At 64.4% G+C, this 23,344-nt stretch carries 16 protein-coding genes and 3 pseudogenes; 8 read left to right on the forward strand and 11 right to left on the reverse strand.

Features of this window, described 5'->3' with window-relative positions:
* Positions 1–25 precede the first annotated feature (25 nt).
* Positions 26–1,165 carry an N-acetylglucosamine-6-phosphate deacetylase gene (gene nagA / locus KZO24_RS18300; RefSeq protein WP_271183127.1) on the reverse strand — a complete coding sequence of 380 codons (1,140 nt, stop codon included), beginning with the start codon at positions 1,163–1,165 and terminating at the stop codon, positions 26–28.
* Complete coding sequence (locus tag KZO24_RS18305; protein ID WP_271183157.1) at positions 1,162–2,184, reverse strand: SIS domain-containing protein; 1,023 nt, start codon at positions 2,182–2,184, stop codon at positions 1,162–1,164. Before KZO24_RS18305 ends, nagA begins: the two co-directional genes overlap by 4 nt.
* A 537-nt stretch (positions 2,185–2,721) precedes the next feature.
* On the opposite strand from KZO24_RS18305, the gene KZO24_RS18310 reads away from it, so the two are divergent.
* From KZO24_RS18310 to KZO24_RS18320, 3 genes and pseudogenes are all read left to right on the forward strand, one after another.
* Positions 2,722–5,439: a TonB-dependent receptor gene (locus KZO24_RS18310; RefSeq protein ID WP_271183126.1), complete on the forward strand. Its 2,718-nt coding sequence runs from the start codon at positions 2,722–2,724 to the stop codon at positions 5,437–5,439.
* Positions 5,440–5,523: 84 nt separating this feature from the next.
* The gene (locus KZO24_RS18315) at positions 5,524–7,881 is read left to right on the forward strand and encodes an alpha-N-acetylglucosaminidase (protein ID WP_271183125.1); all 2,358 of its coding nucleotides are present in this window, start codon (positions 5,524–5,526) and stop codon (positions 7,879–7,881) included.
* Positions 7,882–7,943: 62 nt separating this feature from the next.
* Positions 7,944–8,998, forward strand: a pseudogene (locus KZO24_RS18320) (acyltransferase family protein).
* Between the two features lie 112 nt (positions 8,999–9,110).
* Here KZO24_RS18320 and KZO24_RS18325 read toward each other — a convergent pair.
* Positions 9,111–10,007, reverse strand: coding sequence for a GGDEF domain-containing protein (locus KZO24_RS18325; protein WP_271183123.1), 897 nt, complete (start codon positions 10,005–10,007; stop codon positions 9,111–9,113).
* Positions 10,008–10,241: 234 nt separating this feature from the next.
* On the opposite strand from KZO24_RS18325, the gene KZO24_RS18330 reads away from it, so the two are divergent.
* Positions 10,242–10,970, forward strand: a complete 729-nt coding sequence (locus tag KZO24_RS18330; RefSeq protein WP_486487520.1) for a response regulator transcription factor — start codon at positions 10,242–10,244, stop codon at positions 10,968–10,970.
* Positions 10,971–11,150: 180 nt separating this feature from the next.
* Here KZO24_RS18330 and KZO24_RS18335 read toward each other — a convergent pair whose 3' ends face one another.
* Positions 11,151–11,510 carry a hypothetical protein gene (locus tag KZO24_RS18335; RefSeq protein ID WP_486487521.1) on the reverse strand — a complete coding sequence of 120 codons (360 nt, stop codon included), beginning with the start codon at positions 11,508–11,510 and terminating at the stop codon, positions 11,151–11,153.
* Positions 11,511–11,588: 78 nt separating this feature from the next.
* Between KZO24_RS18335 and KZO24_RS18340 the strand changes: the two genes are divergently transcribed.
* Positions 11,589–12,293, forward strand: coding sequence for a hypothetical protein (locus KZO24_RS18340; RefSeq protein WP_486487522.1), 705 nt, complete (start codon positions 11,589–11,591; stop codon positions 12,291–12,293).
* A 92-nt stretch (positions 12,294–12,385) separates the two neighbouring features.
* A complete protein-coding gene (locus KZO24_RS18345) occupies positions 12,386–14,470 on the forward strand; it encodes a CHASE2 domain-containing protein (protein WP_486487523.1) in 2,085 nt (694 codons plus the stop codon).
* A 268-nt stretch (positions 14,471–14,738) separates the two neighbouring features.
* Here KZO24_RS18345 and KZO24_RS18350 read toward each other — a convergent pair whose 3' ends face one another.
* From KZO24_RS18350 to KZO24_RS18370, 5 genes and pseudogenes are all read right to left on the reverse strand, one after another.
* Positions 14,739–15,671 carry a formylglycine-generating enzyme family protein gene (locus KZO24_RS18350; protein ID WP_271183156.1) on the reverse strand — a complete coding sequence of 311 codons (933 nt, stop codon included), beginning with the start codon at positions 15,669–15,671 and terminating at the stop codon, positions 14,739–14,741.
* A gap of 387 nt (positions 15,672–16,058) precedes the next feature.
* Positions 16,059–16,935, reverse strand: a pseudogene (locus KZO24_RS18355) (SDR family NAD(P)-dependent oxidoreductase).
* Positions 16,932–17,456, reverse strand: coding sequence for a nuclear transport factor 2 family protein (locus KZO24_RS18360; RefSeq protein ID WP_486487721.1), 525 nt, complete (start codon positions 17,454–17,456; stop codon positions 16,932–16,934). The pseudogene KZO24_RS18355 and the gene KZO24_RS18360 overlap by 4 nt, the downstream one beginning before the upstream one ends.
* 22 nt (positions 17,457–17,478) lie before the next feature.
* Positions 17,479–18,375, reverse strand: coding sequence for an SDR family NAD(P)-dependent oxidoreductase (locus tag KZO24_RS18365; protein WP_271183117.1), 897 nt, complete (start codon positions 18,373–18,375; stop codon positions 17,479–17,481).
* The gene (locus tag KZO24_RS18370; protein ID WP_271183116.1) at positions 18,372–18,917 is read right to left on the reverse strand and encodes a nuclear transport factor 2 family protein; all 546 of its coding nucleotides are present in this window, start codon (positions 18,915–18,917) and stop codon (positions 18,372–18,374) included. The genes KZO24_RS18365 and KZO24_RS18370 overlap by 4 nt, the downstream gene beginning before the upstream one ends.
* Before the next feature lie 63 nt (positions 18,918–18,980).
* Between KZO24_RS18370 and KZO24_RS18375 the strand changes: the two genes are divergently transcribed.
* The gene (locus KZO24_RS18375; RefSeq protein ID WP_271183115.1) at positions 18,981–19,148 is read left to right on the forward strand and encodes a hypothetical protein; all 168 of its coding nucleotides are present in this window, start codon (positions 18,981–18,983) and stop codon (positions 19,146–19,148) included.
* Between the two features lie 74 nt (positions 19,149–19,222).
* On the opposite strand, the gene bdcA is transcribed toward KZO24_RS18375, so the two are convergent.
* A complete protein-coding gene (bdcA, locus tag KZO24_RS18380) occupies positions 19,223–19,936 on the reverse strand; it encodes an SDR family oxidoreductase (protein ID WP_271183114.1) in 714 nt (237 codons plus the stop codon).
* 167 nt (positions 19,937–20,103) lie between these two features.
* On the opposite strand from bdcA, the gene KZO24_RS18385 reads away from it, so the two are divergent.
* The gene (locus KZO24_RS18385; RefSeq protein WP_271183113.1) at positions 20,104–21,009 is read left to right on the forward strand and encodes a LysR family transcriptional regulator; all 906 of its coding nucleotides are present in this window, start codon (positions 20,104–20,106) and stop codon (positions 21,007–21,009) included.
* A gap of 76 nt (positions 21,010–21,085) precedes the next feature.
* On the opposite strand, the pseudogene KZO24_RS18390 reads toward KZO24_RS18385, so the two are convergent.
* Positions 21,086–23,331 (reverse strand): annotated as a pseudogene (locus KZO24_RS18390) (acyl-CoA dehydrogenase).
* Positions 23,332–23,344 lie beyond the last annotated feature (13 nt).

Consider the following 23,344-nt stretch of genomic DNA (forward strand, 5'->3'; position numbering starts at 1 on the left):
AATTGGACGATCGAAAAAAGGGAATTCAGGCGAAGCGACGGCCGCCTATCCAGGTCTGCACCGGCTTCAACTCACTGTCGAGCAGCGCAAAATCGGCACGATACCCCGGCTGCAACGCGCCGTAGTCTCCGGCGAGGCCGAGGAAAGCGGCGGGCGTCGCGGCGGCCATACGGGCCGCTACCGGCACGGCGATCCCCGTCATCGCAACGACGTTGCGAACAGCGCTCGCCATGTCTAGCCCCGAACCGGCAAGCGTTCCGGCGGCGTCGGTGCAGATACCGTCGCGCACGAAGATCTCGTGGCCGTCGAGGTGGAACGGCGCACCATTGTTGCCGACGCCGGGCATCGCATCGGTGACAAGCATGATCCGCTCTGGCGACTTCGCCTTCAGCGTTAGACGCAGGATGGAGGGGACGACATGGACGCCATCGGCGATAAGACCGCACCAGACCTCATCGTTGTCGAAGGCCGCGCCGACCAAACCCGGCGCGCGATGGTGCAACGGCGCCATCGCATTGAACAGATGCGTAACGCCGGTGATGCCGTGCGCGAAACCGTCGGCCGCCTGTTCCGAAGTTGCGTCTGAGTGGCCTGCGCTGAGGATTACCCCTGCCGCGACAAGCTTGGTCAGATCGGCGGGATCGGCCAGTTCTGGGGCGAGCGTCACCATTACCCGGCCCCGGCGAGGTCGGGTGAGCAGCGCCATCGTTTTGTCGTCGAGCGGGATCAGCCGCTCTTCGGCGTGGATTCCCTTGCGACGCGGATTGATGAAGGGCCCTTCGACATGAATGCCGACCACACCGGGGACACCCGCTGCGATCGCCTCATCCACCGCGTCGAGGCCCCGGGCGATTACGGAAGGGTCGGCACTGATCAGCGTAGGCAGAAACGCGGTCGTGCCGTAGCGCGCATGCGCTGCGCCGATCGCGGCGATGCCTTCCAGCGTCGGTGTGTCGTTGAACAGAACGCCGCCACCGCCGTTGACTTGCACGTCGATGAAGCCGGGGAGCATCCAGCCCCTGGCAAGGTCGATCCTATCGTCCGCCCGCTCCTGACCGAAGGCGGCAATTGAGACGATGCGCTCGCCCTCCATGGTGATGCGTGCTTCGGAAAGTACCGCGTCGGCCGTGGGAATGTAGCCATTGAAGACATGAAGGACGGTCATCGCGTGCGCGTCACCTTGGCAAGATAGGGCGGGCAGTCGGGATCGTTCCCGCGCGCGAGGGACAAGGCATTGGCCATGCGATAGAAAGACGCGATCGTCGCGAGCGGCGCAAGCTCCGCGCGCAGCGGCAGGGCCGGAAGGTGATGAACGCCTTGCTGCCCTTCATCCCGTGCAGATGCCAGCCAGACGCGGGCGCCGCGCGCCGCGAATTCGCCGCAGAGCGTGCGAACGTCATCTCCGGCGCTGTCGGGGCCGGCGAAAGCGATCACCGGGAAGCCCTCGCGCACGACGGCCATCGGTCCGTGACGCACTTCGGCCGAGCTGAACGCCTCGGCGTGGAGGCCGGACGTTTCCTTGAACTTGAGCGCCGCCTCCTGCGCGACGGCGAGGCCGTAGCCGCGCCCGATCACGAAGAGATTCGCGGCATCGCGCAGGCCTTCTCCCAAAGCGGACCAGTCCAGCGCGAAAGCCTCGTCCAGCGCGGAGGGAAGCGCTGCGAGATCCGCCTCGAACGCCGTATCGCCGCGCCAGGCTGCGACGATCGCGGCAATGCCCACGAGCGAAGTGATATAGGACTTGGTTGCCGCAACCGAACGCTCGGGGCCAGCGCACAACGGCAGGACGACGTCCGCCATCGCCGCCAGCGGCGAATCCTTGTCGTTGACCAGCGCCACCACGAGCGCGCCCGCCGCCTGCTGACGCTCGACGGTCGCCAGCATGTCCGGACTGCGGCCCGACTGCGAGATTGCGAGACAGAGTGTCCGTCCCGCCGACGGCATGACCTGTGCATCATAGAGAGATACGGTGGAGAACGCAGCCGATACGGTCGGCACGCCGAGCAGAGTCTCCACGAGGTACTTCGCATAAGTCGCGGCGTGGTCGGAGGAACCGCGTGCGCACGTTACCAGCAGTGCAGGCGGGGCGGCGCGCAGGCTCTCGCCCAGCAGCCCGAGCGCCACACGATTATGCGAAAGGAAGCGCGACACCGCAGCCCCCGCTTCGGCCGCCTCGGCGTGCATGAGCGTGACGCAGGATTCGCCGCCCTGAACTTCGGGTGATTCCGTCTGGGAACCAAGGGTGGCGTCTGCTGTCACGTTCGATGTTTCCTCGTTGGCGAGCGCTGATGCGAGATCGGGGAATATTGCGAGAGAATGTCACCAGGACATTGGCATCATATGGCGTAAAATTCATAACACAATGGTATTTTAAAGGTATTTAAATAGGTGATAAGATGGATCGCTTGCCTTCGGCGACCGGCTAGTATCTCCACAGCACTCCACCGCGCATAACCCGGGGAAAGTAGCTGAATTCAGGGTAATTCAGGAACTTGCGAAGGTTGATCGCGATGACACGGTGCAGGCAAGCGCCCGATCCAAAGGCTGCCAATGATTGCAGGCGGAAGCAATACCAAAATATTCACTTTCGTCTTCAAATGGACTTGACTTGCTTCCAGGTCTTTGTGACATCATTGGATAACAAATCAAAAAACGTTCGCAGGAGGTGCGGAGGGTCCACCGGGCTTTTCCGTTCCCAGAAACACGTCTCAGGGGGTAGTCATGACAAGTTCAGAACGCGTTATCGATCCGATTGCACGGCGCCTCGCCAAGGCCGCCCTGCTCCTTTCCTGCTGTGCACCGGCACTGCTGGTGCCGAGCGGCCCGGCCATGGCTCAGGAAGCCGCCGCGCCCGCAGAGGGCGATGCCGCCGACATCGTCGTCACCGGCTTCCGCAGCAGCCTTGCCAACGCCCTCGACGCCAAGCGCAACGACGTGCGCGTGACCGACGGCATCTCCGCCGAGGACATCGGCAAGTTCCCCGCCGAGAACATTACCGAGGCAATTCAGCGCATCTCCGGCGTCCAGATGTCCAACATCAACGGACGCGGCGCGACGATCAGCATCCGCGGCCTTGGCCCGCAGTATGCGATGACCACGATCAACGGCCAGACCTTCAAGAGCGCCGACTTCACCGACGGTTTCCGCTACGATATCATCCAGACCGAACTCGCCAATGCGATCGAGGTCATCAAGTCGCCCACGGCTGCGATGGACACCGGCGGTCTTTCGGGCACCGTCAACATCTCCACGCCCAAGCCGCTGGACTACAAGGACCGCCAGATCATCCTGTCGGTGAAGGGCCAGAACTCGGAATACGCGGGCGGCAAGATCACGCCCAAGATCAGCGGCAGCTACGTCGACCAGTTCGCCGACGGCACCATCGGCGTCTACGCCAACCTCGGCTACCAGAAGCTGCGCGACCGCGCCGACTACATGTGGATGGACCGCTGGGCCACCACCACCGTCGATGGCGAGACCGTGCAGCTCCCGCGCCGTCCGCGCTACCGCCGCATCGACCGCGACACCGAGCGGCTGATGGCCAGCGGCGGCCTGCAGTGGAAGCCGTCCGACCGCTTCGAGATGAACGCGACGGCGATCTACGCCCGCGACAAGACCGATTACGACCTCAACCAGCAGGTCTTCCTGTTCGACACCTCGCGCATCACCGTGAACGAAGTGAACAACGGCGTCGCCACCAACGTGACCGCCACGAACTTCACCATGGAAAACAACCGCCAGCACGAGGACCGGAACCTCACCAGCCAGGGCTACACCCTTGGCGCCAAGTGGAACGACGGCACCGGCTGGGTCGCCAGCACTACGCTGAACTACACCAAGGGCACGACCTATCAGGATGAAAAGGCGGCGATCGTCGGCGTCAACATCCCCAGCGCCTCGATCGACTTCTCCGATCCGAACGACGTGAACTTCACCGTCGGCACCGACCTTACCGATCCGAGCCTGTATCAGCGCAGCACGCTGACGCGTAACGAGTATCCCAACGGCGCCACCCGCCGCATGAACTCGTCGGAGAAGTCCGCGCAGTTCGACCTCAGCCGCGAAGTCACCTTCGGACCGATCTCGAAGCTCAGCACCGGCGTGAAGTACCGCCACGAAACCTTCAGCCGCTACGTCTCGCGTCACGACATGGTCGCTCTGGCCAATGCCCCGAGCGCGACCAGCAGCGTCTTCCCGGACATGACGACGACCTACTACCCGGTCTCCGGCTTCCTCAACGGCGCCTCGGGCATCCCGACCTCGTGGATCGGGCCGGATCTCAACGCCTACGAAAAGGCGCTCGCCGCCGCCGGGATCGTCGTCCCCGACATCTTCGCGCCGGAAGCGAGCTACAACGTCGATCGCTACATGCCCTCGGTCTACGCGATGGCGGACATCGACACGACCATCGCGGGCATGCCGCTGCGCGGCAACGTCGGCCTGCGTTACGAGCACACCAAACAGAAGGTGCTCGGCAACGTCACCGAGCCACGCACCGACGGCTACGAGGAAGTCCAGCAGAAGATCGGCGAGTACACGCTCACCCAGAAGTACGGCAACTTCCTGCCCAGCCTGAGCCTTGTGGCCGAGCCGGCCAACGACCTGCAGGTCCGCTTCGCCGCCGCCAAGGTCCTGGTGCGTCCGTTCATGGACTCGCGCACCTCGATGGCGCAGACGACCTCGACTTCGGCGAACACCGATCCGGTCGGCACCAATACGGTCACCGTCGATCTCGGCCAGGCCGGCCTCAAGCCGCTGACCGCCAAGCAGCTCGATCTGGGCGTCGAGTGGTACTATGACCACGGCAACGCGCTCTCGATCAACGGCTTCTACAAGTGGATCAAGAACGGTACGTATTCGTCGCTGGTCTGCCCGACCTCGTTCGACGGCACGGCGCTGTCGAGCAACGCGGGCGGTGAGTGCGTCGATACCTCGGGCAACATCTACGACATCACCCAGACGCTCAACGATCCCAGCACGATCCGCGTGAAGGGCTTCGAGGTCAGCTGGACGCAGTCGTTCGACCGCTTCCTGCCGGTGGACGGCTTCGGCATCATGGCGAACTTCACGCGCGTCTACCCGCAAAAGGTCGCGATCGGCACCGGCTACACCATCCGCAACCTGTCGAAGGTGACCTGGAACCTCGTGCCCTACTGGGAGAACGAGCACTTCAACATCCGCGCGGCGATCAACCACCGCAGCGGCTACGAGCAAAACAGCGCCGACAGCTTCTTCGCCTATGCCGGCCACGTCGTGAAGGCGCGCACGCAGGTCGACATCAGCGGCGGCTATTCGCCCAACGAATGGCTGAGCTTCTCCGCCGGTGTCATCAACCTCAACAACAGCCGCGAGGAAGCGTACTATACCGACTCCTCGATCTGGCAGGAGAGCAGCTTCTACGGCCGCAGCTTCTACCTTTCGGCGACGCTTAAACTCTGACATCGCCATGACGACAAGGTGCGTGCCCGGGCCTGTGCCGGGCACGTACCAACCTGTTCAAGACTGTTGCAAGGACTACCCCCGATGACCGCGATCCGCATCCCGCGTCCGTTCAAGAAGGGGAGCCTGCGATGGGCGGGCACCGCCCTGCTGCTGGCCACCGCCGCGCAGCCTTTCGCGGTCGCTGCGAAAGACAATCCTTCCCCGGCTTCATCGGTCAACTCTCCTCCGGCCGGTGAACAGCCCGGCGTCGATTCCGCCGCCGCCGCGCTGGCCCGCTTCGGCATTCCGGCCGACAGGCTCTCCCTCAGCCTGAAGCCGGATGCCGGGGCGGCGCACTACCGCGTGCGCATCCGCGGCGGACATATCGAGGCCGAAGGCACCTCCCCCGTCGCGCTGGTGCGCGGTGTCGCCACCACGCTGGAAAAGCTGGGACGCCTGCACGTCAGCTGGGAAGGCCGCCGCCTCGGCGCGCTGGACGCCCTGCCGGAGATGGATACCGGCGAAGTCGCCTCACCCTTCGCGCTGCGCGCCTACCTGAACACCTGCACGTACGGCTACACCACGCCCTGGTGGGGCTGGGATCGGTGGGAGCAGGAGATCGACTGGATGGCCGCGCACGGCGTCGACACGCCGCTGGCGATGGAAGGCCAGGAATACGTCTGGCGCGAACTCTGGCGCGAAAGCGGCCTGAGCGAGACCGCGATCGCCGAGGGCCTCTCCGCCGCGCCGTTCCTGCCGTGGCAGCGCATGGGCAACCTTGCGGGCTACCGCGCGCCGCTGTCGTCGGGCTGGATCGAGAAGAAGCACCAGCTCCAGCTGCGCATCCTCGCGCGCATGCGTGCGCTCGGCATGAAGCCGGTGCTGCCCGCTTTCGCCGGATACGTGCCCGAGGCATTCGCCAAGGCCCACCCCAGGGCCCGCATCTACAAGATGCGGGCGTGGGAGGGCTTCCCGCCGACCTATTGGCTCGACCCGTCGGACCCGCTGTTCACGCAGTTGGCCGCGCGGTTCGTGACGCTTTACAACCGCACGTATGGCGAGGGTGAATACTACCTCGCCGATGCCTTCAACGAGATGATCCCCCCGATCGCCGAGGACGGCAGCGACGCCGCTGCCGCCGAGTACGGGGACTCCATCGCCAACACCGCCGCCACCCGCGCGGCGGCATTGCCGCCCGCAGTGCGCGATGCGCGCCTTGCTGCGTATGGCGAGCGGCTTTACGGCTCGATCACCGCCGCCGCGCCCAAGGCCACATGGGTGATGCAGGGCTGGCTGTTCGGCGCCGACAAGGCGTTCTGGACGCCCGAGGCGATCGCCGCCTTCCTCAGCCGCGTGCCCGACGACCGCATGCTGATCCTCGACATCGGCAACGACCGCTACCCCGGCATCTGGCAGAAGACCGACGCCTTCGACGGCAAGGCGTGGACTTATGGCTACGTCCACAATTACGGCGGCAGCAACCCCGTCTACGGCGACCTCGAATTCTACCGCCGCGACATGGCCGCGCTTCACGCCGATCCGCGCAAGGGCCGCCTGACCGGCTTCGGCCTGTTCCCCGAAGGCCTGCACAGCAATTCGGTGGTCTACGACTACGCCTACGACCTCGCCTGGGGCGAGCCCGACCGCCCGCTTGCCGACTGGCTGGGCGAGCACCTGAAGGCCCGCTATGGCGAGGTTTCCCCGGCGCTGGCGAAGGCCTGGGAACAGGCGGCTGCGGGCGCCTATCGCACCCGGTACTGGGAGCCGCGCTGGTGGCAGCAGCACGCTGGCGCCTACCTGTTCTTCAAGCGCCCCATGGCGGAAGGCGCGGACTATCCCGAAGCGCCCGGCGATCCCGCCAAGCTGCGCGAGGGGATCACCGCACTGCTGGCCGCCGCGCCCGGCAAGCCGTCAAAGCTGCTCACATACGACATTGTCGATCTGACCCGGCATTACGCCAGCCTCGAACTCGACCATCTGCTCAAGGCGACGCTGGCGGCGTATCGGGACGGCAAGCTGGCCGAAGGCGACCGGACACGCGTCCGAATGGGCACGCTGGCACGGCAGATCGACCTCCTCGCGGGCAACCAGCAGGAAACGCTCGGCTCATGGATCGCCGATGCGCGCGCTTATGGCGATACGCCGGCCGAGAAGGCCCGCTTCGAGGAGGAGGCCAAGACCATAGTCACCGTCTGGGGCGGCGAAGGCCACTTGTCCGACTACGCCTCGCGCGCATGGCAGGGCCTCTATTCCGGCTACTACCTGCCGCGCTGGGAGAGCTTCCTCACCGCCCAGCGCGCTGCGGCAGCCGCTGGAAAGCCGCTCGACGAGCCCGCCACCCTCGGCGCAATTCGCGCATGGGAGCAGCAATGGGTCGCCGACGGACGCCTGTGGAAGCGTAAAAGCCCGAAGGACCCGCTCAGGCTTGTCCGTGACATCCTGAACGAGACCCGGCCGTGACCGCCGCCAAGCCGCAGCGCTTCGCCTCGCTCGATGTGTTCCGGGGCGTCACCATCTTCCTGATGATCCTCGTCAATACGGCGGGTCCGGGCGCGCCCGCGTTCGCCCAGCTGGTCCACGCCAGGTGGATCGGCTTCACGCTGGCCGACCTCGTGTTCCCGAGCTTCCTCTTCGCGATGGGCAACGCGATGAGCTTCGCCATGCGCAAGCCGATCGCCACCGGACCGTACCTCGCGAACCTCGCAAGGCGCGGGATGATCATCTTTGCGCTCGGCTTCCTGATGTACTGGTATCCCTTCGTCCGGCATGACGCCGACGGCTGGAGCCTTGCGCCCTTCGCGCTTACCCGGGTCCCCGGCGTGCTGCAGCGTCTGGCTCTGTGCTACGTTCTTACCGGACTGGTGGTGCGATGGCTGGACTGGAAGAAGCTGGTGCTTGCCTGCGTCGCCCTGCTGCTGGGCTACTGGGCGATTCTGCTCGCGTTCAGCCTGCCCGGCGAGGCTTATTCCAAGACCGGCAACGCCGGGACCCTGCTGGACCTGTACCTTCTGCCCAGGGAACACCTCTACAAGAAGGACGGCGGCTTCGACCCGGAGGGCTTCCTCGGCACGCTTCCCGCCACGGTCAACGTGATTGCCGGCTATCTTGCCGGCCTCGCCATCCTGCACGCGGGTTCGCTCGAAAGGACGTTGCGGGCGCTTGCGCTGGGGGGCTGGTGCTTACCGTGGCTGCTCTAGCCTGGAGTCCGTGGTTCCCGATAGCCAAGAAGCTGTGGACCGGCCCGTTCGTGCTCCTCACCGTGGGACTGGCCATGATCCTGTTGGCGCTCGCCAGTTGGCTGTTCGAGGTCAAGGGGCTGCACGGGGGCAGGCGCTTCTTCACGATCCTCGGGCGCAATCCGCTGGCGATCTACCTGTTCTCCGAACTCTTCGTGGTTACGCTTAATCTCGTGCGCGTCGCCGGCTATGGCGGACTGTATGACTGGATCGGCATCGCCATCTTCCAGCGCATCGCACCAGGCGCGATCGGCTCGCTGCTATGCGCTTTGACATACACTATGGTTTGCTGGAGCGTTGGCTGGACGCTCGACCGTAAGGGACTGATACTCAAGGCATAGTATCGTCTTCGGTCTGGGCGGAATTATGTTTTCTGCAGGAAAGCTGGCGGGGCTGCACATCGCTCGGTGCGAGGCCGGTAAAGAGCGAAAGCGACTGTGACTTTTCAGGAAGCTACCGCAACGAACGCTCTGCTGCCGAACAGTCATTGATCTCCCAGCGGTTTCGACCGTTGTTCTTTGCCCTGTACAACGCAGTATCGGCCTGTGCGAAAAGCCCTGTCGGATCGACGGGAATCGATAAGGCTTGCGCTGCAACGATGCCGATGCTGGTCGTGAGCCGCCCGTATGCGCTGGCGGGATGCGCGATCGCAAGAGTATGTATCGCCTGCTGGCAATTGGCCGCTACGGCCACTGCACCCTTGGCATCGGTTTCGGGAAGGATCAGCACGAACTCCTCACCGCCATAGCGACAGGCGAGATCGCTTGCCCGCCGCAAGCATGTACCGAGAGCGTCGGCGACGAGACCAAGGCATCGATCGCCTTCCTGGTGCCCAAGATTGTCATTGTAGGCCTTGAACCAGTCAATATTTATGATCAGAAGCGAGAGAGGGGTCGCCGATCGCCTTGCCCGTCTGACTTCACGGTGGAGCGCGGCATCGAACCCGCGCCGGTTCAGCAGTCCGGTGAGGTGGTCCTGGCGGGATGCCATCAGAAGGCGTCGACGCGAAGCGCGAAGTACACGTTCGATCCGGAGACTGCGGGTAACGTCCATGGCTACGGCCAGCAGCGCGGTGATGCCGAGGCCTGCGTGTCGCAAGGGATGAAATGTAACGGCATAATCACGCCCGCCCATGATGAACCGGTGATCAGGGAGAGGCAGGCCGAAGTCGGCCAGCTCAAAGCACCGGTGCAGCACCGGCGCGGCCCCGGGGACCAAGTCGTCAGCTTGCCGCCCCAACAGCGTCGGAAGGCCGAACATCGTGGCCGCCGCCTTGCTGGCCTTGCCGATTGTAAGATTGCGATCGAACATGCAGGCTGCCAGCGACATCGATCCGAACAGGTGTTCCACGATCCTCCAACGGCGCTCGCAATGGAAATGTCGCAGCCGCCTGTGAGGCTCCCGTCAACCATCGCCTTGTTCTCTAGGGACTTTCCCTAGTTAGCTTGAGTCGCGCCATAAGCGGCGTGGTTTGGGACTGTCATGTAAAGGAGTGCAAAATCGGACCTGCCCTTCTTCGAGACACCACCTGTAAAACATTGCAAAGCCCGGCCGCCCCGCCTCGCAATCGGCATCGGCGCTGCTATGGCGGAGTCTCAGCCCTGTGCAGGGGCAAAAAGGGCGGCCGTGCGGATAGCGATACTTGAGGACGATGTGGCCCTGGCTGGGCTTGTGGAGATGACGCTCGCAGAGGCTGGCCATTCCTGCGAAGTGTTCGGCGAGGGTCAGGTTCTCGTGCGGGCATTACACCGATCAACCTACGATCTCCTCATTCTCGACTGGAACGTGCCGGGGCTGTCCGGCCTTGAGGTCATATCGTGGGTGCGAGACAATCTGGAGATCGCACCGCCTTCGCTGATGCTCACCAGCAGGTCCGCGGAAGAGGATATCGTCGCCGGGCTGACTGCCGGAGCCGATGACTATGTGATCAAACCGGTCGCACCGGTCGTGCTCAAGGCCAGGATCAACGCCTTGGCGCGCCGGGCCTATCCCGCAGCGCTGTCGGGTTTCGAACACTATGGCAGCTACTGCTTCGACACGCGGGCCGAGACGGTCGAACTCTCCGGAGAGCCGATTGCGCTGACCGCGAAGGAATTCGCGCTGGCGCTGCTCCTGTTCAGGAACATGCACCGCGCTCTGGCGCGCGCCTACATTTTCGAAGCCGTATGGGGACGCAACCCGAACCTCCCCACGAGAACCCTCGACGTGCACATCTCAAACGTCAGGACCAAGCTGCATCTTCGCCCGGATAACGGCGTGAAGCTGGTCCCGATATACTCGTATGGATATCGACTTGAAGCCCTGGCATCGTAGAACCCGCGTATCGACAAGCGCCGCCCTCCTGCTGCTGGCGGCAGTTCCCGGCGGGATGGCCGTCGCTAGGCCCGACGGCACCGCGGTGGTGGAGCCGGCGCGCCCTGATGTGCGTTACGTGGTCCGGCCCGGAGACAACCTCTTTCGGCTGGCCGCCAACTACTTCATCCGCACCGAAGACTATCGCATCGTCCAACGGCTCAACCGGGTGGCGGATCCGCTGCGGTTGCCGGTGGGGATGGTGCTCGTCATCCCGCGCGAACTGCTGAGGCACGAGCCGGTGAGGGGAACCGTGCACAGCGTTCGCGGCGCGGTGCGGATCGGCGGAAAGCCGGCTGCCGTCGGCATGACGGTGGGCGAGGGGATGCTCATCGAGACCGGGCAGAAGTCGTTCGTCACGCTCGCGTTGCCCGACGCGACGACCATCGCTCTGCCGTCGCAGTCGACCGTGCGCGTGCAGCGCCTGCGCCGGTTGGTGTTCGACAGCCACGTCGAGCGCCTGTTCGGCATCGAGCGGGGCGGCGCGAGCGCCACCGTCACGCCGATGACTGACCCGCAAAGCGATTTCCGGTTCTCGACCCCCGGGCCATTACCTCGGTGCGGGGCACGAAGTTCCGGATGGCCTATGATGCGGATGCCGGGCTGGCGACGAGCGAAGTGCTGGAAGGCAAGGTCGGTTTCGATGCCGAGGCGCACGAGACACAGACGCTGCCCGCAGGCTTCGGAACGACAAGTGAACTGTCGGAGCCGGTCGCCCTGCTGCCTGCTCCCGAACTGCTTGAGCCGGATGCGGCCCAGACCGGCGAAGGCCTACATTTCATCCTGAAGCCGTTGCCCGGCGCCACGGCCTACCATGTGCAGATCGCCGCCGACGCCAGGTTCCTCGAGGTTCTGGACGAGGCGACCAGCAAGTCTCCGGAGTTGCGGTTCGCGTCGCTGCCCGATGGCGCCTACTTCGTGCGGGCAACCGCTATCGACCGTAACGAGTTGGAGGGCGCGCCCGCGACATCCTCCTTCCAGCGCCGCCTCGAAGGGCTGCGCATGGGCATCGAGATGGGTTGGGCGGGGCCGTATCGCCAATACCTGTTCTGGTGGAACGCGCGCGATTGGTCGGGCGCACGGTTCCGCTTCCAGCTTGCCAAGGCAGGCAAGGAGGCAAGACCGCTGGTCGACCTGCCCGAACTCTCAAACACGTCCCAGCCGGTGATCGATCTGCCGCGCGGCCGCTATCGCTGGCGCGTGCAGACCAGCCGGCTCGTCGACGGTAAGGTCAGTACCGAATGGTCGGATTACGGCGAGTTGAGGGTCGAGGGGAACTGGTGAGGGTACGGCGGCATCTCAAGCTGCGTACCCAGTGGTGGCTGATCGCCATCGTCACCAGCCTGCTGGTCATGCTCATGACGATGGACCGCACGATGGAGCGGTTCGACAACGGCATCTACGATCACCTGCTGCAACTCGTTCCGTCGCCGTCATCCGATGCGATCCTGCTGGTCGAGATCGATGACGATAGCGTGCGAAGGATCGGTCGCTGGCCATGGAACCGCGCGACCCATGCAGCGCTAATCGACCGGCTCAATGCGGCGGGGGCGAAGGCGATCGGCTACGATGTGCTTTTCACCGAGCCAACCGATGCGGGCAACGATGATGCGCTGGCGCGCTCGATGGCAAGTGGTGCTCCGGTCTACCTGCCGGTTCTCCCGGGCCTTTCATCGGGCAGCGGCGCCGCGGCGATCCTTCCGATCGACCTGTTTCGTAACGCCGCCGCCGGGATCGGCGGCGCCACCATCGCGCCGGACCCGGACGGTGTCGTGCGCGCGGCACCGCGTTCGGATCAAGGGCCCGGCCGGTCCCAGCTGCTGATGCGCGTCATGGCGCAGTCCCTCGCAGGAGGCAGGAAAGTCTCCTTGCAGGGCAGGCTGATCCCGTTCGGCGGTGGCGCAGGGCGCTGGCCCGAGATCCCGGCCGCAGCGGTTCTGGCAGGGGAGGTGCCCGCCGAGTTCGTAAAGGGCAAGATCGTCCTCGTCGGCGTAACTGCGTCCGGGCTCGGCAGCCGATACGCAACGCCCGCCGGCGGCGTGTTGTCCGGGCTCGAAATTCAGGCCTATCTGCTTCAGGGGCTGCGTGCCGGCACGATGATGATGCAGGCCAGCCTGTCTTCCTGCCTCGTCGCGGGATTGCTGCCGCTGTGGATCTTGATGTTGGGGCTGGGGCCTTTCAGGCGGATGCCGGCGCTGGCCTGCCTGGCATTGTGCTCGGCACTGGTGCTGGGCCTATCGATCTGTGCACTGATGCTGCTGCGCATATGGCTGCCCCCTTCTGCAGCGCTGACCGGTCTTGCATTGGCCTATCCCATCTGGGGATGGAGGCAGTTGGCGGCGACCGAACGGTTCATGCGCGCACAACTCGAGCGCCTGCAGGAACAGCCTATGCTGGTTCCGCAAAGCGACGTCGTTCATACCGAGAGGGGCGTCGAATACACGATCGCATTATTGAACGCCGCGATCACCCGTCACCGCGAGATGCGCCATTTCGTCGCCGACCGGCTCGACCAGTTGCCGGACGCAACGATCGTGTCAGATCTGAATGGCGCCATCCTGCTGGCGAATGTGGCGGCGCGCAAGCTTTTCGCTGCCGAGGTCGGGGGACTGCAAGAGGGGAGCAGCGCGGCATCGATCATGAGCCGATGCCGCCTCGCGGGCAGCGGTGAGGCGGTTCGCTTTCCTCCTGCGATCGAGGAGCCGATCGCCTGCGAGGTACAACTCGATCAGGGGCGTTTCTTTCTTGTCGGAATGGCCGGACAGACCTCGGCAGAGGGAGGATGTGTCGGCTGGGTTATCCGTTTTGTCGACGTCAGCGAAGCCAGGGCCGCGCAAAAGCAACGCGACGACGTTGTGCAACTGCTCACCCATGACATGCGCTCACCCCAGGCATCGATCCTTGCGGTACTCGAAACCGCGCCTTCCGATCGTATTTCACCCAGGGAATCCGGTATCATCCGGCACTATGCGGAGCGTACTCTGCAACTCGCCGACGGGTTCGTCCAACTGGCCCGCGCGGAAAATCTCGAGTATGCCTTGGAGGAAGTCGATCTCGGCGACATGCTGATGGACGCGATCGATGATCTCTGGCCGCAGTCTAAGGCCAAATACATCGACATCGTGACCCGCGGGGACGAGCGGCTACTGGTCATGGTGGAGCGGTCCTTGCTGACCAGGGCGCTGGTCAACGTGATCGGCAATGCCATCAAATACAGCATGCAAGGGACGACCATTACGTGCGCGCTTTCCAGCGAGCCGCGAGGTGATGGCTCGATGTGGGCCGTGTGCGCGATCGAGGACCAGGGACCGGGAATCGAGCCGACTTTGAAGCAGGCGATCTTCGAGCGCTTTCACCGTGGGCCGGTCGGCTTGGGGCCGAGGACCAACGGTGCCGGTCTCGGACTGAGCTTCGTCCATACAGTGATGATCTCGTCATCACGGGCAAATCGAATGCTATAGCGAGCTTGGACGGGGGACAGGATTTATGCTCAAGCTCCCTTTGCAAAAAGGAAATTCCACTTCAAGAGATTTCGCGTAATTTAATGCTAAATTGTTGAAATAGCTTGCATTCATAGTGAATATTTAACAAATGGTGGTGCGATATATTATTTTGTTTGCTAATTTAATCGGCGAAATTTATGTAAAATCGCGGCGATGTTCGGTGATATAGCCTGAGGCGAGAGCAACCGCTTACCTCAGCTTGTAGGTCCGTCGTGCCCGCTTATGTTCATACCGTTGGGCGCAGCACGCAGCGAAAGCCGATGTGCGAGGTTGCGGTGTCTATCATCTCGGGGTGACGTGCTGCTGGACGATAGCGCTGGCAGTAATTGGCCGCGCACAGGTGTGATCCACCTTTCAGAACCTTGCGACCGATCCGGACCCGTGGCTGATCGGGGTCGAAACTGTCCTTCAATCTGCCGCCGCGAGGATTGCTGACGGTGCAGCATGACTGGCCCGCTTTCTTCTTCGAAGCACCGGGGTTGTCGCTCCACCAGTCGGAGGTCCATTCCCACGTGTTGCCGATCATGTCGAACACGCCGTAGCCGTTGGAGGGATAAGTGCGGACCGGAGAAGTGCGTTCCCACCCGTCGAGCATCTGGTTGGCGAAAGGAAACAGCCCTTGCCAGTAGTTCGCCATCATCGCTCCGCCGGGGGCCAGTTCGTCGCCCCAGGCATAGTCGGCGTCGTCCAGCCCGCCGCGTGCGGCAAACTCGAACTCGGCTTCGGTCGGGAGGTCCTTGCCCGCCCACTTCGCATAGGCCTCGACGTCCGCATAGGCGACCTGCACGACAGGGTGATCCCATAGGCCGAGCCTGTCGACATCACTGTCGGGGCCGAGCGGATGGCGCCAGTCGGCACCGAATTCGAAGCGCCACCAGTTGCCGGGGTTGGCGGTGTCCACCGGCGTCGCGGTCTTGTGGAACACGAGGGATCCGGCGCGGTCCATGCCCGGCAGCATTCCGGGATAGTCCTTGGGGTCAGGCGCGATTTCGGCGACGGTCGTGTATCCGGTCGCCTCGATGAAGGCGGCGAACTGGCGGTTGGTCACAGGCGTGGTGTCGATCCAGAAGCCATGCACGGAGACCCGGCGCGACGGGGCTTCTTCTGGGTAGAAACGGTCGGAGCCCATCGTAAAGGCACCGCCCGCGATCCAGGTCATGCCAGTCGGCGCAGTGGTCTGCTCCGGTGCGGTCAGGTGGTCGGTATCCATCTCTTTTCCTACTCAGGACAGCCCCTGCAGATCTTCGCCGGGAGGTTCTCCCAATCGAAGATCGGGGTGGAGGATGTAGCGATCCATGGGCGTCAGGGCCAGATACTTCCCCGCGCTCGTGAGCTATCGATGTCTCGGTAGACCACCGCCGTCGCAGCATCCAATGCGGGCAGTGCCGCTCTGTAGAGGGAAGCAAGGTCGACGTTCGAGCAATTTTCCGTTCGTTACGCGAAGCACTCGCTCTCGGGCGCGCGCGCTCCAGTCACGATGTCGATTGGCAATCTCTGACTATAATGAACGGGCCAAAGGACACCGGCGCTGGAGAAGCACCGCTGGTTAACGGTTGCTCCAGGATGTGTCGCCCGGCCTCCACAACGGCGCGCCGCGGCTTTCACGCAGCGAGGGGATAGTCCGCCCGTTCCTATCGGTCACGCCATATTCGGCGGCGAGTTCGGCATTTATGAAAGTTCCGCCCGATTTCGACCTGCTCGCCGGATCCATCGCCAGTGCCGCAATCACCCGTCCCGGGAACTCGGGGAGGAGCCGACCGCGCTGTTGAGCTGGTTCGCCATGCCCGGAACCGACTTGAGGTTCTCGGTGGCGCGCTCGGTATAGGTGAATCCCTGCCAGAGGGAGATCGCGCTGACGCCCGTGTCGCGAAGCTCGTGGGCCATGTCGCGCATCATCCGGTCGGTCGCGGTCTTGGTCGTCCCGAAGACCACGTCGTACGTGTAGGTCACGCCTACGTAGCCGGATAGCGCGGCGATCAGCCCGGAGCCCTGCGGCACCATGATTCGTGCCGCATGCCATGCCGCGACGTAGGCGGCACGCAGGCCGGTGTTCCAGATCTGCCATTCCTCATCGAGCGGCTTGTCCCAGAATCCGGTGCGTTGGGTCATGCTCTCGGGAATGGCCATGGCGTTGTTCACCAGCAGGTCGAGGCGCCCTTCGTCGCGCGCGACCTGTTCGAACACCGTGCGGATCTGCGCATCATCGAGCAAGTCCAGCGCGAGAGCGACGCCGCGTCCGCCGCGCGCGTTCACTTCGGCGACCGTTTCCTCCAGCGAACCGGGCAAGGCGTGCCCCCGGCGGATCGGGTACGGCCAGTAACGTAGACCGTCGCCCCTTGCTCCGCGAGCGCGCAGGCCACGCCCTTGCCGATGCCGCGCGTGGCCCCGGTGACGAGTGCGACCTTGCCCGAAAGCCCGCTCATGACGATTTGGCGGGATTGGCCGGCTGGCGCAGGTTGACGAGTGGACGGCGATAGGACGGATCGCTGCCGTTGCGGGCCGATACGCCGTTCAGCGCAATGTCGGGCACGTCGGCGAACGGGATTGGCATCGGCGGCGGCATGAAGCCCCACTCGATCACGTTCGTGCGCAGGGCGATCCTCCATTCGCCGTCCCGCCGCTCCAGCCGGTCGACATAGCGCCCGCCCGCGACCCAAAGGCTTTCATCGCGGTTGCGGCCGACGAACTGGTAGTAGGTCTCGGCATGGGCGATGTCGCCATCGAGATCGATGTTGGATTGCAGCAGCGCATGGTGCGTGACGATCTGCCCAGCCTCGTGCATCGGGATCGCCCAGTCCCAGCAGTCTGCGGCGCTGCCCACGAAAGGCCCCGCCGCCGTTTCGGCATCGTCCCAGAAGGCCGACAGGTAGATGGCGCGGTCGAACCGGTCCATGCCCCGGGAGAAGCGCTCCAGGCATTCGCGGATCTCGTGCTTGTCGAGCATCGCGGCGATGCGCCCGTCACGATCATTTGCCACGATAGTCAACCTCCGAGATGGGCTTCCATATCGGCGATCCCCGGGTCGCGCGTGCCGATGCGATGACGCTGCCGTCCACGTCGGTCAGGCCGTATTCCTGCGCCAGCTCTGCGGTGATGAATTCGCCCCCGGAGCGCTTCATGACCTCTGGATCGGCGGCGAGCGCGGCGACCACGCGCCCCGGATGCTCGACGGAACTGCCCTGCATCGAAGTGATGGACGTGGTCATCCTGTCCCCCATCTTTGCGAGGTTGTCCCGCGCCTTCTCGGTCAGGGTCAGCCCTTGCCACAGGGTCAGCGAGGCGACGCCGTGGGGTTCCAGTTCGATCGCCATGTCACGCGCCATGCGGTCCACTGCGGACTTGGAGGTGCCGAAGATCACGCCATATGTATAAGTCACTGCCGCAAAGCCCGAGATCGCGACGATGAGCCCCGACTTCTGCGGCGTCATGATCTTCGCCGCGTGCCAGGCCGCTACGTAGTTCGACTTTACCCCGACATCCCACATCTCCAGATTGGAGAGCGGCTTTTCCCAGAAGCCCTTGGGCTCCAGCAGGTCGTCGGAAAGCGTGAAGGCGTTGTTGACCAGAATGTCGAGGCGGCCCTGTTCCGATGCGATCCGGGCGAACAGCGCGGCCACGGCCTCGTCGTCGCCATGGTCGCAGGCGACGGCTATGCCGCCGCCGCCGCTCTTGCGTCCGCGCGCGTCGCATTCGGCGGCGGTCCCGCCGACCGTGCCGGGCAGGTAGTAGTCACCCTCGTTGACGGTGCGGCCGGTGACGTAGACCGTGGCGCCCTGCTCGGCGAGCACGAGCGCTATGCCCTTGCCGATGCCCCGGCTGGCGCCGGTGACCAGCGCGACCTTGCCCGCAAGCGGGGCGCTCATGCTGCAGTTCCCGCGAACCAGCTTTCGCTGTAGTCGGCTTTTGCGCGGCCGGGGAAATGGTCGGCAGTGAAGGGGTAGCCCATCACGCCCCTGGACCAGTCCGCAGCGGCGCCCCAGTCCTGTTCCCAGTCATAGAGCATCACGCGGTCGGCAATGCGCCACTCGGGCTCGCCCGATGCGCCGGGCCGCTTCTCGAAGGTGTCGAGGTAACGACCGCCGATGCAGGTGTCGCGATCGCCTTCGCCCATGTCGATCCGGTGGTACGAGAACACATGGGTCTCAGCCCGTGCCGTCGCCCCCGCCAATTCGATGTGCGACTGGCCGAGCATATGCTGGGTGTCCTTGATCGCGTCGGCACCGGGCACCACCCATGCCAGGTAGGCGTCGAAGGAGCCGTTGTGCACGCCGTAGTCGAAGCGCGCGTCAGGCCACCAGCATGAACGGATCAGTTCCGCGCTGCGCCGGTCCTCGCCGCGCGCCAACCGCGCCACGCAGGTTCGGATCGCCTCCCGGTCGATCATCTCGCGCAAAGCCTGCTCCATCCTCGTTCCCTTCCGGCGAGCCTTTGCGGCCCTTGGTTGCCAAGTATCACGGAAGAGGCCGACGTGATCGACCGGATCGTCTCTTCCAACCCCGGTTCAATGCCGCAAAAGCCCCGCCGCGACTTGACCAATGTGGCCAATCAGGGCGCCGAAGCGCCCTGGTCCAAGGCGGATATGGACCGGAAAGCCCGGATAGCCGGGCTTCACGTCCAGAGCTCAGGCTTTGCGTGACGGTATTGATCGCCTATGCGGAGTTTGGATGAACCTGGTATCTGCCGCTGCATCGTTCGTTGCCGCGGGTTCCTTCAGGCGCCGAACCCGCCGTCTATGGTATGGAGCGCGCCGGTGACGACACCTGCTTCGGGGCCGGCCAGATAGGCGACCATGCCGGCGATTTCTTCGGGCCGGGCGTGGCGCTTGATGGCCATGAACGTGTGCATGAAATCCTTCATGGGGCCGTCGCCGGGGTTCATGTCCGTATCGGTCGGGCCAGGCTGGACGGCGTTGACGGTGATGCCCCTCGCGCCGAAGTCACGGGCCAGGCCGCGCGTCAGCCCCTGGATCGCGGACTTGGTGAGCGCATAGGCCGCGCCGCCCGCGAACGGAATGCGATCTCCGTTGGTCGATCCGATGAAGATGATCCGGCCGTTGTCCGGCATGCGCCGGGCTGCTTCCACCGCGGCATGGTAGGGCGCACGGATATTCACGTCCAACATGCGGTCGACGGCATCCGCATCCTGTTCCAGCGGATCGCCGAGCACGAGAACGCCGGCGTTGACGACAAGGATGTCGAGCGGTCCTGCCTCCGCGACGAGATCGATCACCGCATCGCGGTCTGCCGCGTCCGACCGGACTGCCTTTCCGCCGGTTTCGGCCGCAAGTGCCTGGGCGGCCTCCGCTGCTCCGGCGTAGGAGAAGGTCACGGCGGCCCCGCCGGCGGCCAGGCGCCGGACGATCGCGGCGCCGATGCCCCGGCTGCCGCCGATGACGAGTGCTGTTTTGGCTGAGAAGTCGGTCATTTGTACTGCTCCGTCTTGTGTCGGACTTGCCTGCTTCCGATAGTTCGAACAGGCATCTGCCGCTTGCTTCCTCCCGCACGCTGCGGGCTGTCGACCGCAAGATGAATTCAGGCCATCGTGCGCACTAGCCGCCAAATTCCGGAATAGGCTTTCGGGAATGCCGAACGATGATGAAACTTGAAGGAGTGGCCGCGTTCGTTGCCGTGGCCGAAGCAGGATCGATAAGTGAGGCGGCGCGACGCCTGGGCCTCGCCAAATCGGTCGTGAGCGAGCGCGTCGCGGAACTCGAAAGACTGCTGGGGGCCAGCCTGATGCAGCGCACGACCCGCAAGTTGTCCCTCACCGGCGAGGGTGAAATGTTTCTTGAACGGGCGCGCCGGATCATCCGCGAAACGGTCGAGGCACAGGCGGAGATAGCGGAGAGGCGAGGCTCCCTGTCCGGACCACTGCGCCTGGCCGGGCCGATTGGGTTCGGTACGCTGCACCTCGGGCGAATGCTGAATGCATTCCTGGCCGTACATCCGGACATCGACCTCAGCATCGATCTCGACGACAAGTTCGTGGACGTCGCCGCCGACGGGTATGACGCGGTGATCCGTCACGGTCCGATCCAGGACACACGCCTGATCGCAAAGCGCCTGGCCTCAAGCAGACGCCTCCTGGTCGCCGCACCATCCTATCTGGAAAAGCACGGTATGCCCGCCTCGCTGGAGGAACTGGATCGGGCCCGCGCGATCCTCTACTCCAACCGCTCCGCAGACTGGCGGTTCAATGCCGGTGAACGCGAAACCATCCTGCGGCCGCGCGCCTGCCTGCGCGTCAACAACGGCATCGTGATGCGCGACGCCGCACTCGCGGGTCTCGGCATCGCACTGCTCCCTACGTTTTTCACGTATCGACAACTGGAAGATGGCACGCTGCGGCAAATCGACGTGGGGGCGCAAGCAGAGGGAGCGGAACTCTACATCGCCTATACGCGCAACCGCAGCGCCTCGGCGAAGCTGGCGGCACTGACGGAATGGCTGCGGGCGGAGATTGGGACGCCTGCGTATTGGGAGAAGCAAGAAACCTGAATCTTGTCCCGCGCCCAAGTATGCGTGGAATAAGCCGGGGAGCGGGAGAGAACTTCCCGGCGGAAAGGTTGACCGCTCATTCGGCGGCCTCGCGTAGCGGAGCTTCCGCCCTCCTTGCCAGTTCTTCGGGCGCGAAGTCGTCCACGGCGATTACTTCGGCCACGGCAGCATCGGCCTCGCGCAACTGCTTGCGTTCTTCGGCGGAGATCAGCCCCGCCGTCAGCGCCTCGTCGGCGTTGAGGACATGGGCCTGTTTCATCCGGTCATGAATCGGCTGGGTGGTTACGGTCTTGCGGAATGCTTCGGTCAGCCGGGCAACCGCTTCGTCCTGGCCGCCGATATAGACATTTTCGACCAGCCGGTCGCGCGCGGGGCAAGGCTCGAGCAGGATCGCGGCAGCACGGCGGACGGTGCGATCGGTGGGACCGTTGCGGCGTCTACCATAAGGCATGATGAACAGGCGCAGCATCCAGCCGACTGGACGCACAGGGAAATTCTCGATGATTTGCGCGAAACTCTGCTCAATGCTTGCGAAACCGCTCTGCACGCACCAGTCGAGGAGAGGCAGATCGTCGTCCTGCCGGCCTTCGTCCTCCCAGCGCTTGAGTGCGCCCGAGAGCATGTAGAGTTCGGACAGGACGTCACCGAGCCGCGCCGAGAGCAGTTCACGCCGCTTGAGTTCGCCGCCCAGCGTCAGGAACGCGATGTCCGAGCAAAACGCGAAGGCGGCGGCGTAGCGGCTCATCTGGCGGTAGTATCGCGTGGCTTTCCCCGCCTTGGGCGCAGGCGCGAAGACGCCGCCACTCCAACTTCGCACGAAGGCGCGGATCGCGGTCTTGAGCGCGTGGCCGACATGCTTCCATAGCACTTTGTCGAAATCTGCCAGCGCCTGCGTGCGATCGGTGCCGCCCACCGCGCGGATCTCGTCGAGCAGGTAGGGATGCGAGCGGATCGCGCCCTGCCCGAAGACCATCAGGCTGCGCGTCAGGATGTTCGCGCCTTCGACGGTGATGCCGACCGGGATCGCGCGATAATGGCTGGCCATGTAGTTGCGCGGCCCATCGATTACCGCCTTGCCGCCGTGGACGTCCATCGCATCGTTGATGACCACGCGCATCCGCTCCGTTGCGTGCAGCTTGAGGATGGAGGAGATCACGGCGGGATGGTTGCCCTGGTCGAGCCCCGCGCATGTCAGCCGCCGCGCTCCGTCGAGCAGGTAGGCGTTGCCCGCTATCCGGGCGAGGCGTTCCTGGATGCCTTCGAACTTGCCGATCGGCAGGTTGAACTGCGAGCGCACCCGCGCATAGGCGCCGGTCGTGTGCGCGGCGAAGGCGCCTGCCGCCGCAGAGAGCGAAGGCAGAGAGATGCCGCGTCCGGCGGCCAGCGCGCTCATCAGCATCTTCCAGCCATGGCCGACACGCTCGGGGCCGCCGATTACGTTATCGAGCGGGATGAAGACATCCTTGCCTTCGTTGGGACCGTTCTGGAAGGTCTGCATCGAGGGGATATGTCGCCGCCCGATGGTGACGCCGGGCAGATCGGTGGGCACCAGCGCCACGGTGATGCCGATCTCGTCCTGCCCTCCAAGCAGGTGCTCGGGATCGCGCAGCTTGAACGCGAGGCCGAGGATTGTCGCGACAGGGCCTAGCGTAATGTACCGCTTGTGCCAGTTGAGCCGGATGCCGAGCACGTCTTCGCCCTGCCAATCGCCCCGGCAAACCACGCCTTCATCGATCATTGCGGCGGCATCCGATCCCGCCTCCGGGCTGGTGAGGCCGAAGGCGGGAATCTCGCGCCCGTCGGCGAGGCGGGGAGCCAATGCTCCTGCTGCGTCTCGGTGCCGAAGCGCAGGATCAGTTCGCCCGGTCCCAAAGAGTTGGGGACCATTGCCGTCACCGCCCCGGAGACCGAGCGGGTGGCGATCTTCCTCACGATCTCGCTATGCGCGAAATTCGAGAAGCCGAGGCCGCCATGTTCCTTTGGAATGATGATGCCGAAGAATTTCTCGGACTTGAGGTACGCCCATGCTTCGGGCGACAGGTCGTGGGTTTCCCAGGTCATGCGCCAATCATCGATCATCTCGCACAACGTCTCGACCGGCCCTGTCATGAAGGCCTGCTCTTCCGCATTGAGCGTGGCAGGCGGGAATGCGAGCAAAGCTTCCCAATCGGGATTGCCGGTGAACAGGGCGGCATCCCACCAGGTGTTACCCGCATCGATCGCTTCGTTCTCGGTGGCGGATAATGCTGGCAGCGCGGACTGCACGAGCGACAGCACAGGGCGCGTCAGGACTTTGCGGCGGGCGGCAGTAACAAACGACATCATCAGGTTCCTT

It is taken from the genome of Novosphingobium sp. NFX11, from assembly GCF_057376415.1.

Coding starts and splice junctions, on each gene's coding strand:
- nagA (WP_271183127.1), bottom strand. CDS start 1,165: ATGACCGTCCTTCATGTCTTCAATGGCTACATTCCCACGGCCGACGCG.
- KZO24_RS18305 (WP_271183157.1), bottom strand. CDS start 2,184: ATGCACGCCGAGGCGGCCGAAGCGGGGGCTGCGGTGTCGCGCTTCCTT.
- KZO24_RS18310 (WP_271183126.1), top strand. CDS start 2,722: ATGACAAGTTCAGAACGCGTTATCGATCCGATTGCACGGCGCCTCGCC.
- KZO24_RS18315 (WP_271183125.1), top strand. CDS start 5,524: ATGACCGCGATCCGCATCCCGCGTCCGTTCAAGAAGGGGAGCCTGCGA.
- KZO24_RS18330 (WP_486487520.1), top strand. CDS start 10,242: ATGGCGGAGTCTCAGCCCTGTGCAGGGGCAAAAAGGGCGGCCGTGCGG.
- KZO24_RS18340 (WP_486487522.1), top strand. CDS start 11,589: ATGGCCTATGATGCGGATGCCGGGCTGGCGACGAGCGAAGTGCTGGAA.
- KZO24_RS18345 (WP_486487523.1), top strand. CDS start 12,386: ATGGAGCGGTTCGACAACGGCATCTACGATCACCTGCTGCAACTCGTT.
- KZO24_RS18350 (WP_271183156.1), bottom strand. CDS start 15,671: ATGACCTGGATCGCGGGCGGTGCCTTTACGATGGGCTCCGACCGTTTC.
- KZO24_RS18360 (WP_486487721.1), bottom strand. CDS start 17,456: ATGCTCGACAAGCACGAGATCCGCGAATGCCTGGAGCGCTTCTCCCGG.
- KZO24_RS18365 (WP_271183117.1), bottom strand. CDS start 18,375: ATGAGCGCCCCGCTTGCGGGCAAGGTCGCGCTGGTCACCGGCGCCAGC.
- KZO24_RS18370 (WP_271183116.1), bottom strand. CDS start 18,917: ATGGAGCAGGCTTTGCGCGAGATGATCGACCGGGAGGCGATCCGAACC.
- bdcA (WP_271183114.1), bottom strand. CDS start 19,936: ATGACCGACTTCTCAGCCAAAACAGCACTCGTCATCGGCGGCAGCCGG.
- KZO24_RS18385 (WP_271183113.1), top strand. CDS start 20,104: ATGATGAAACTTGAAGGAGTGGCCGCGTTCGTTGCCGTGGCCGAAGCA.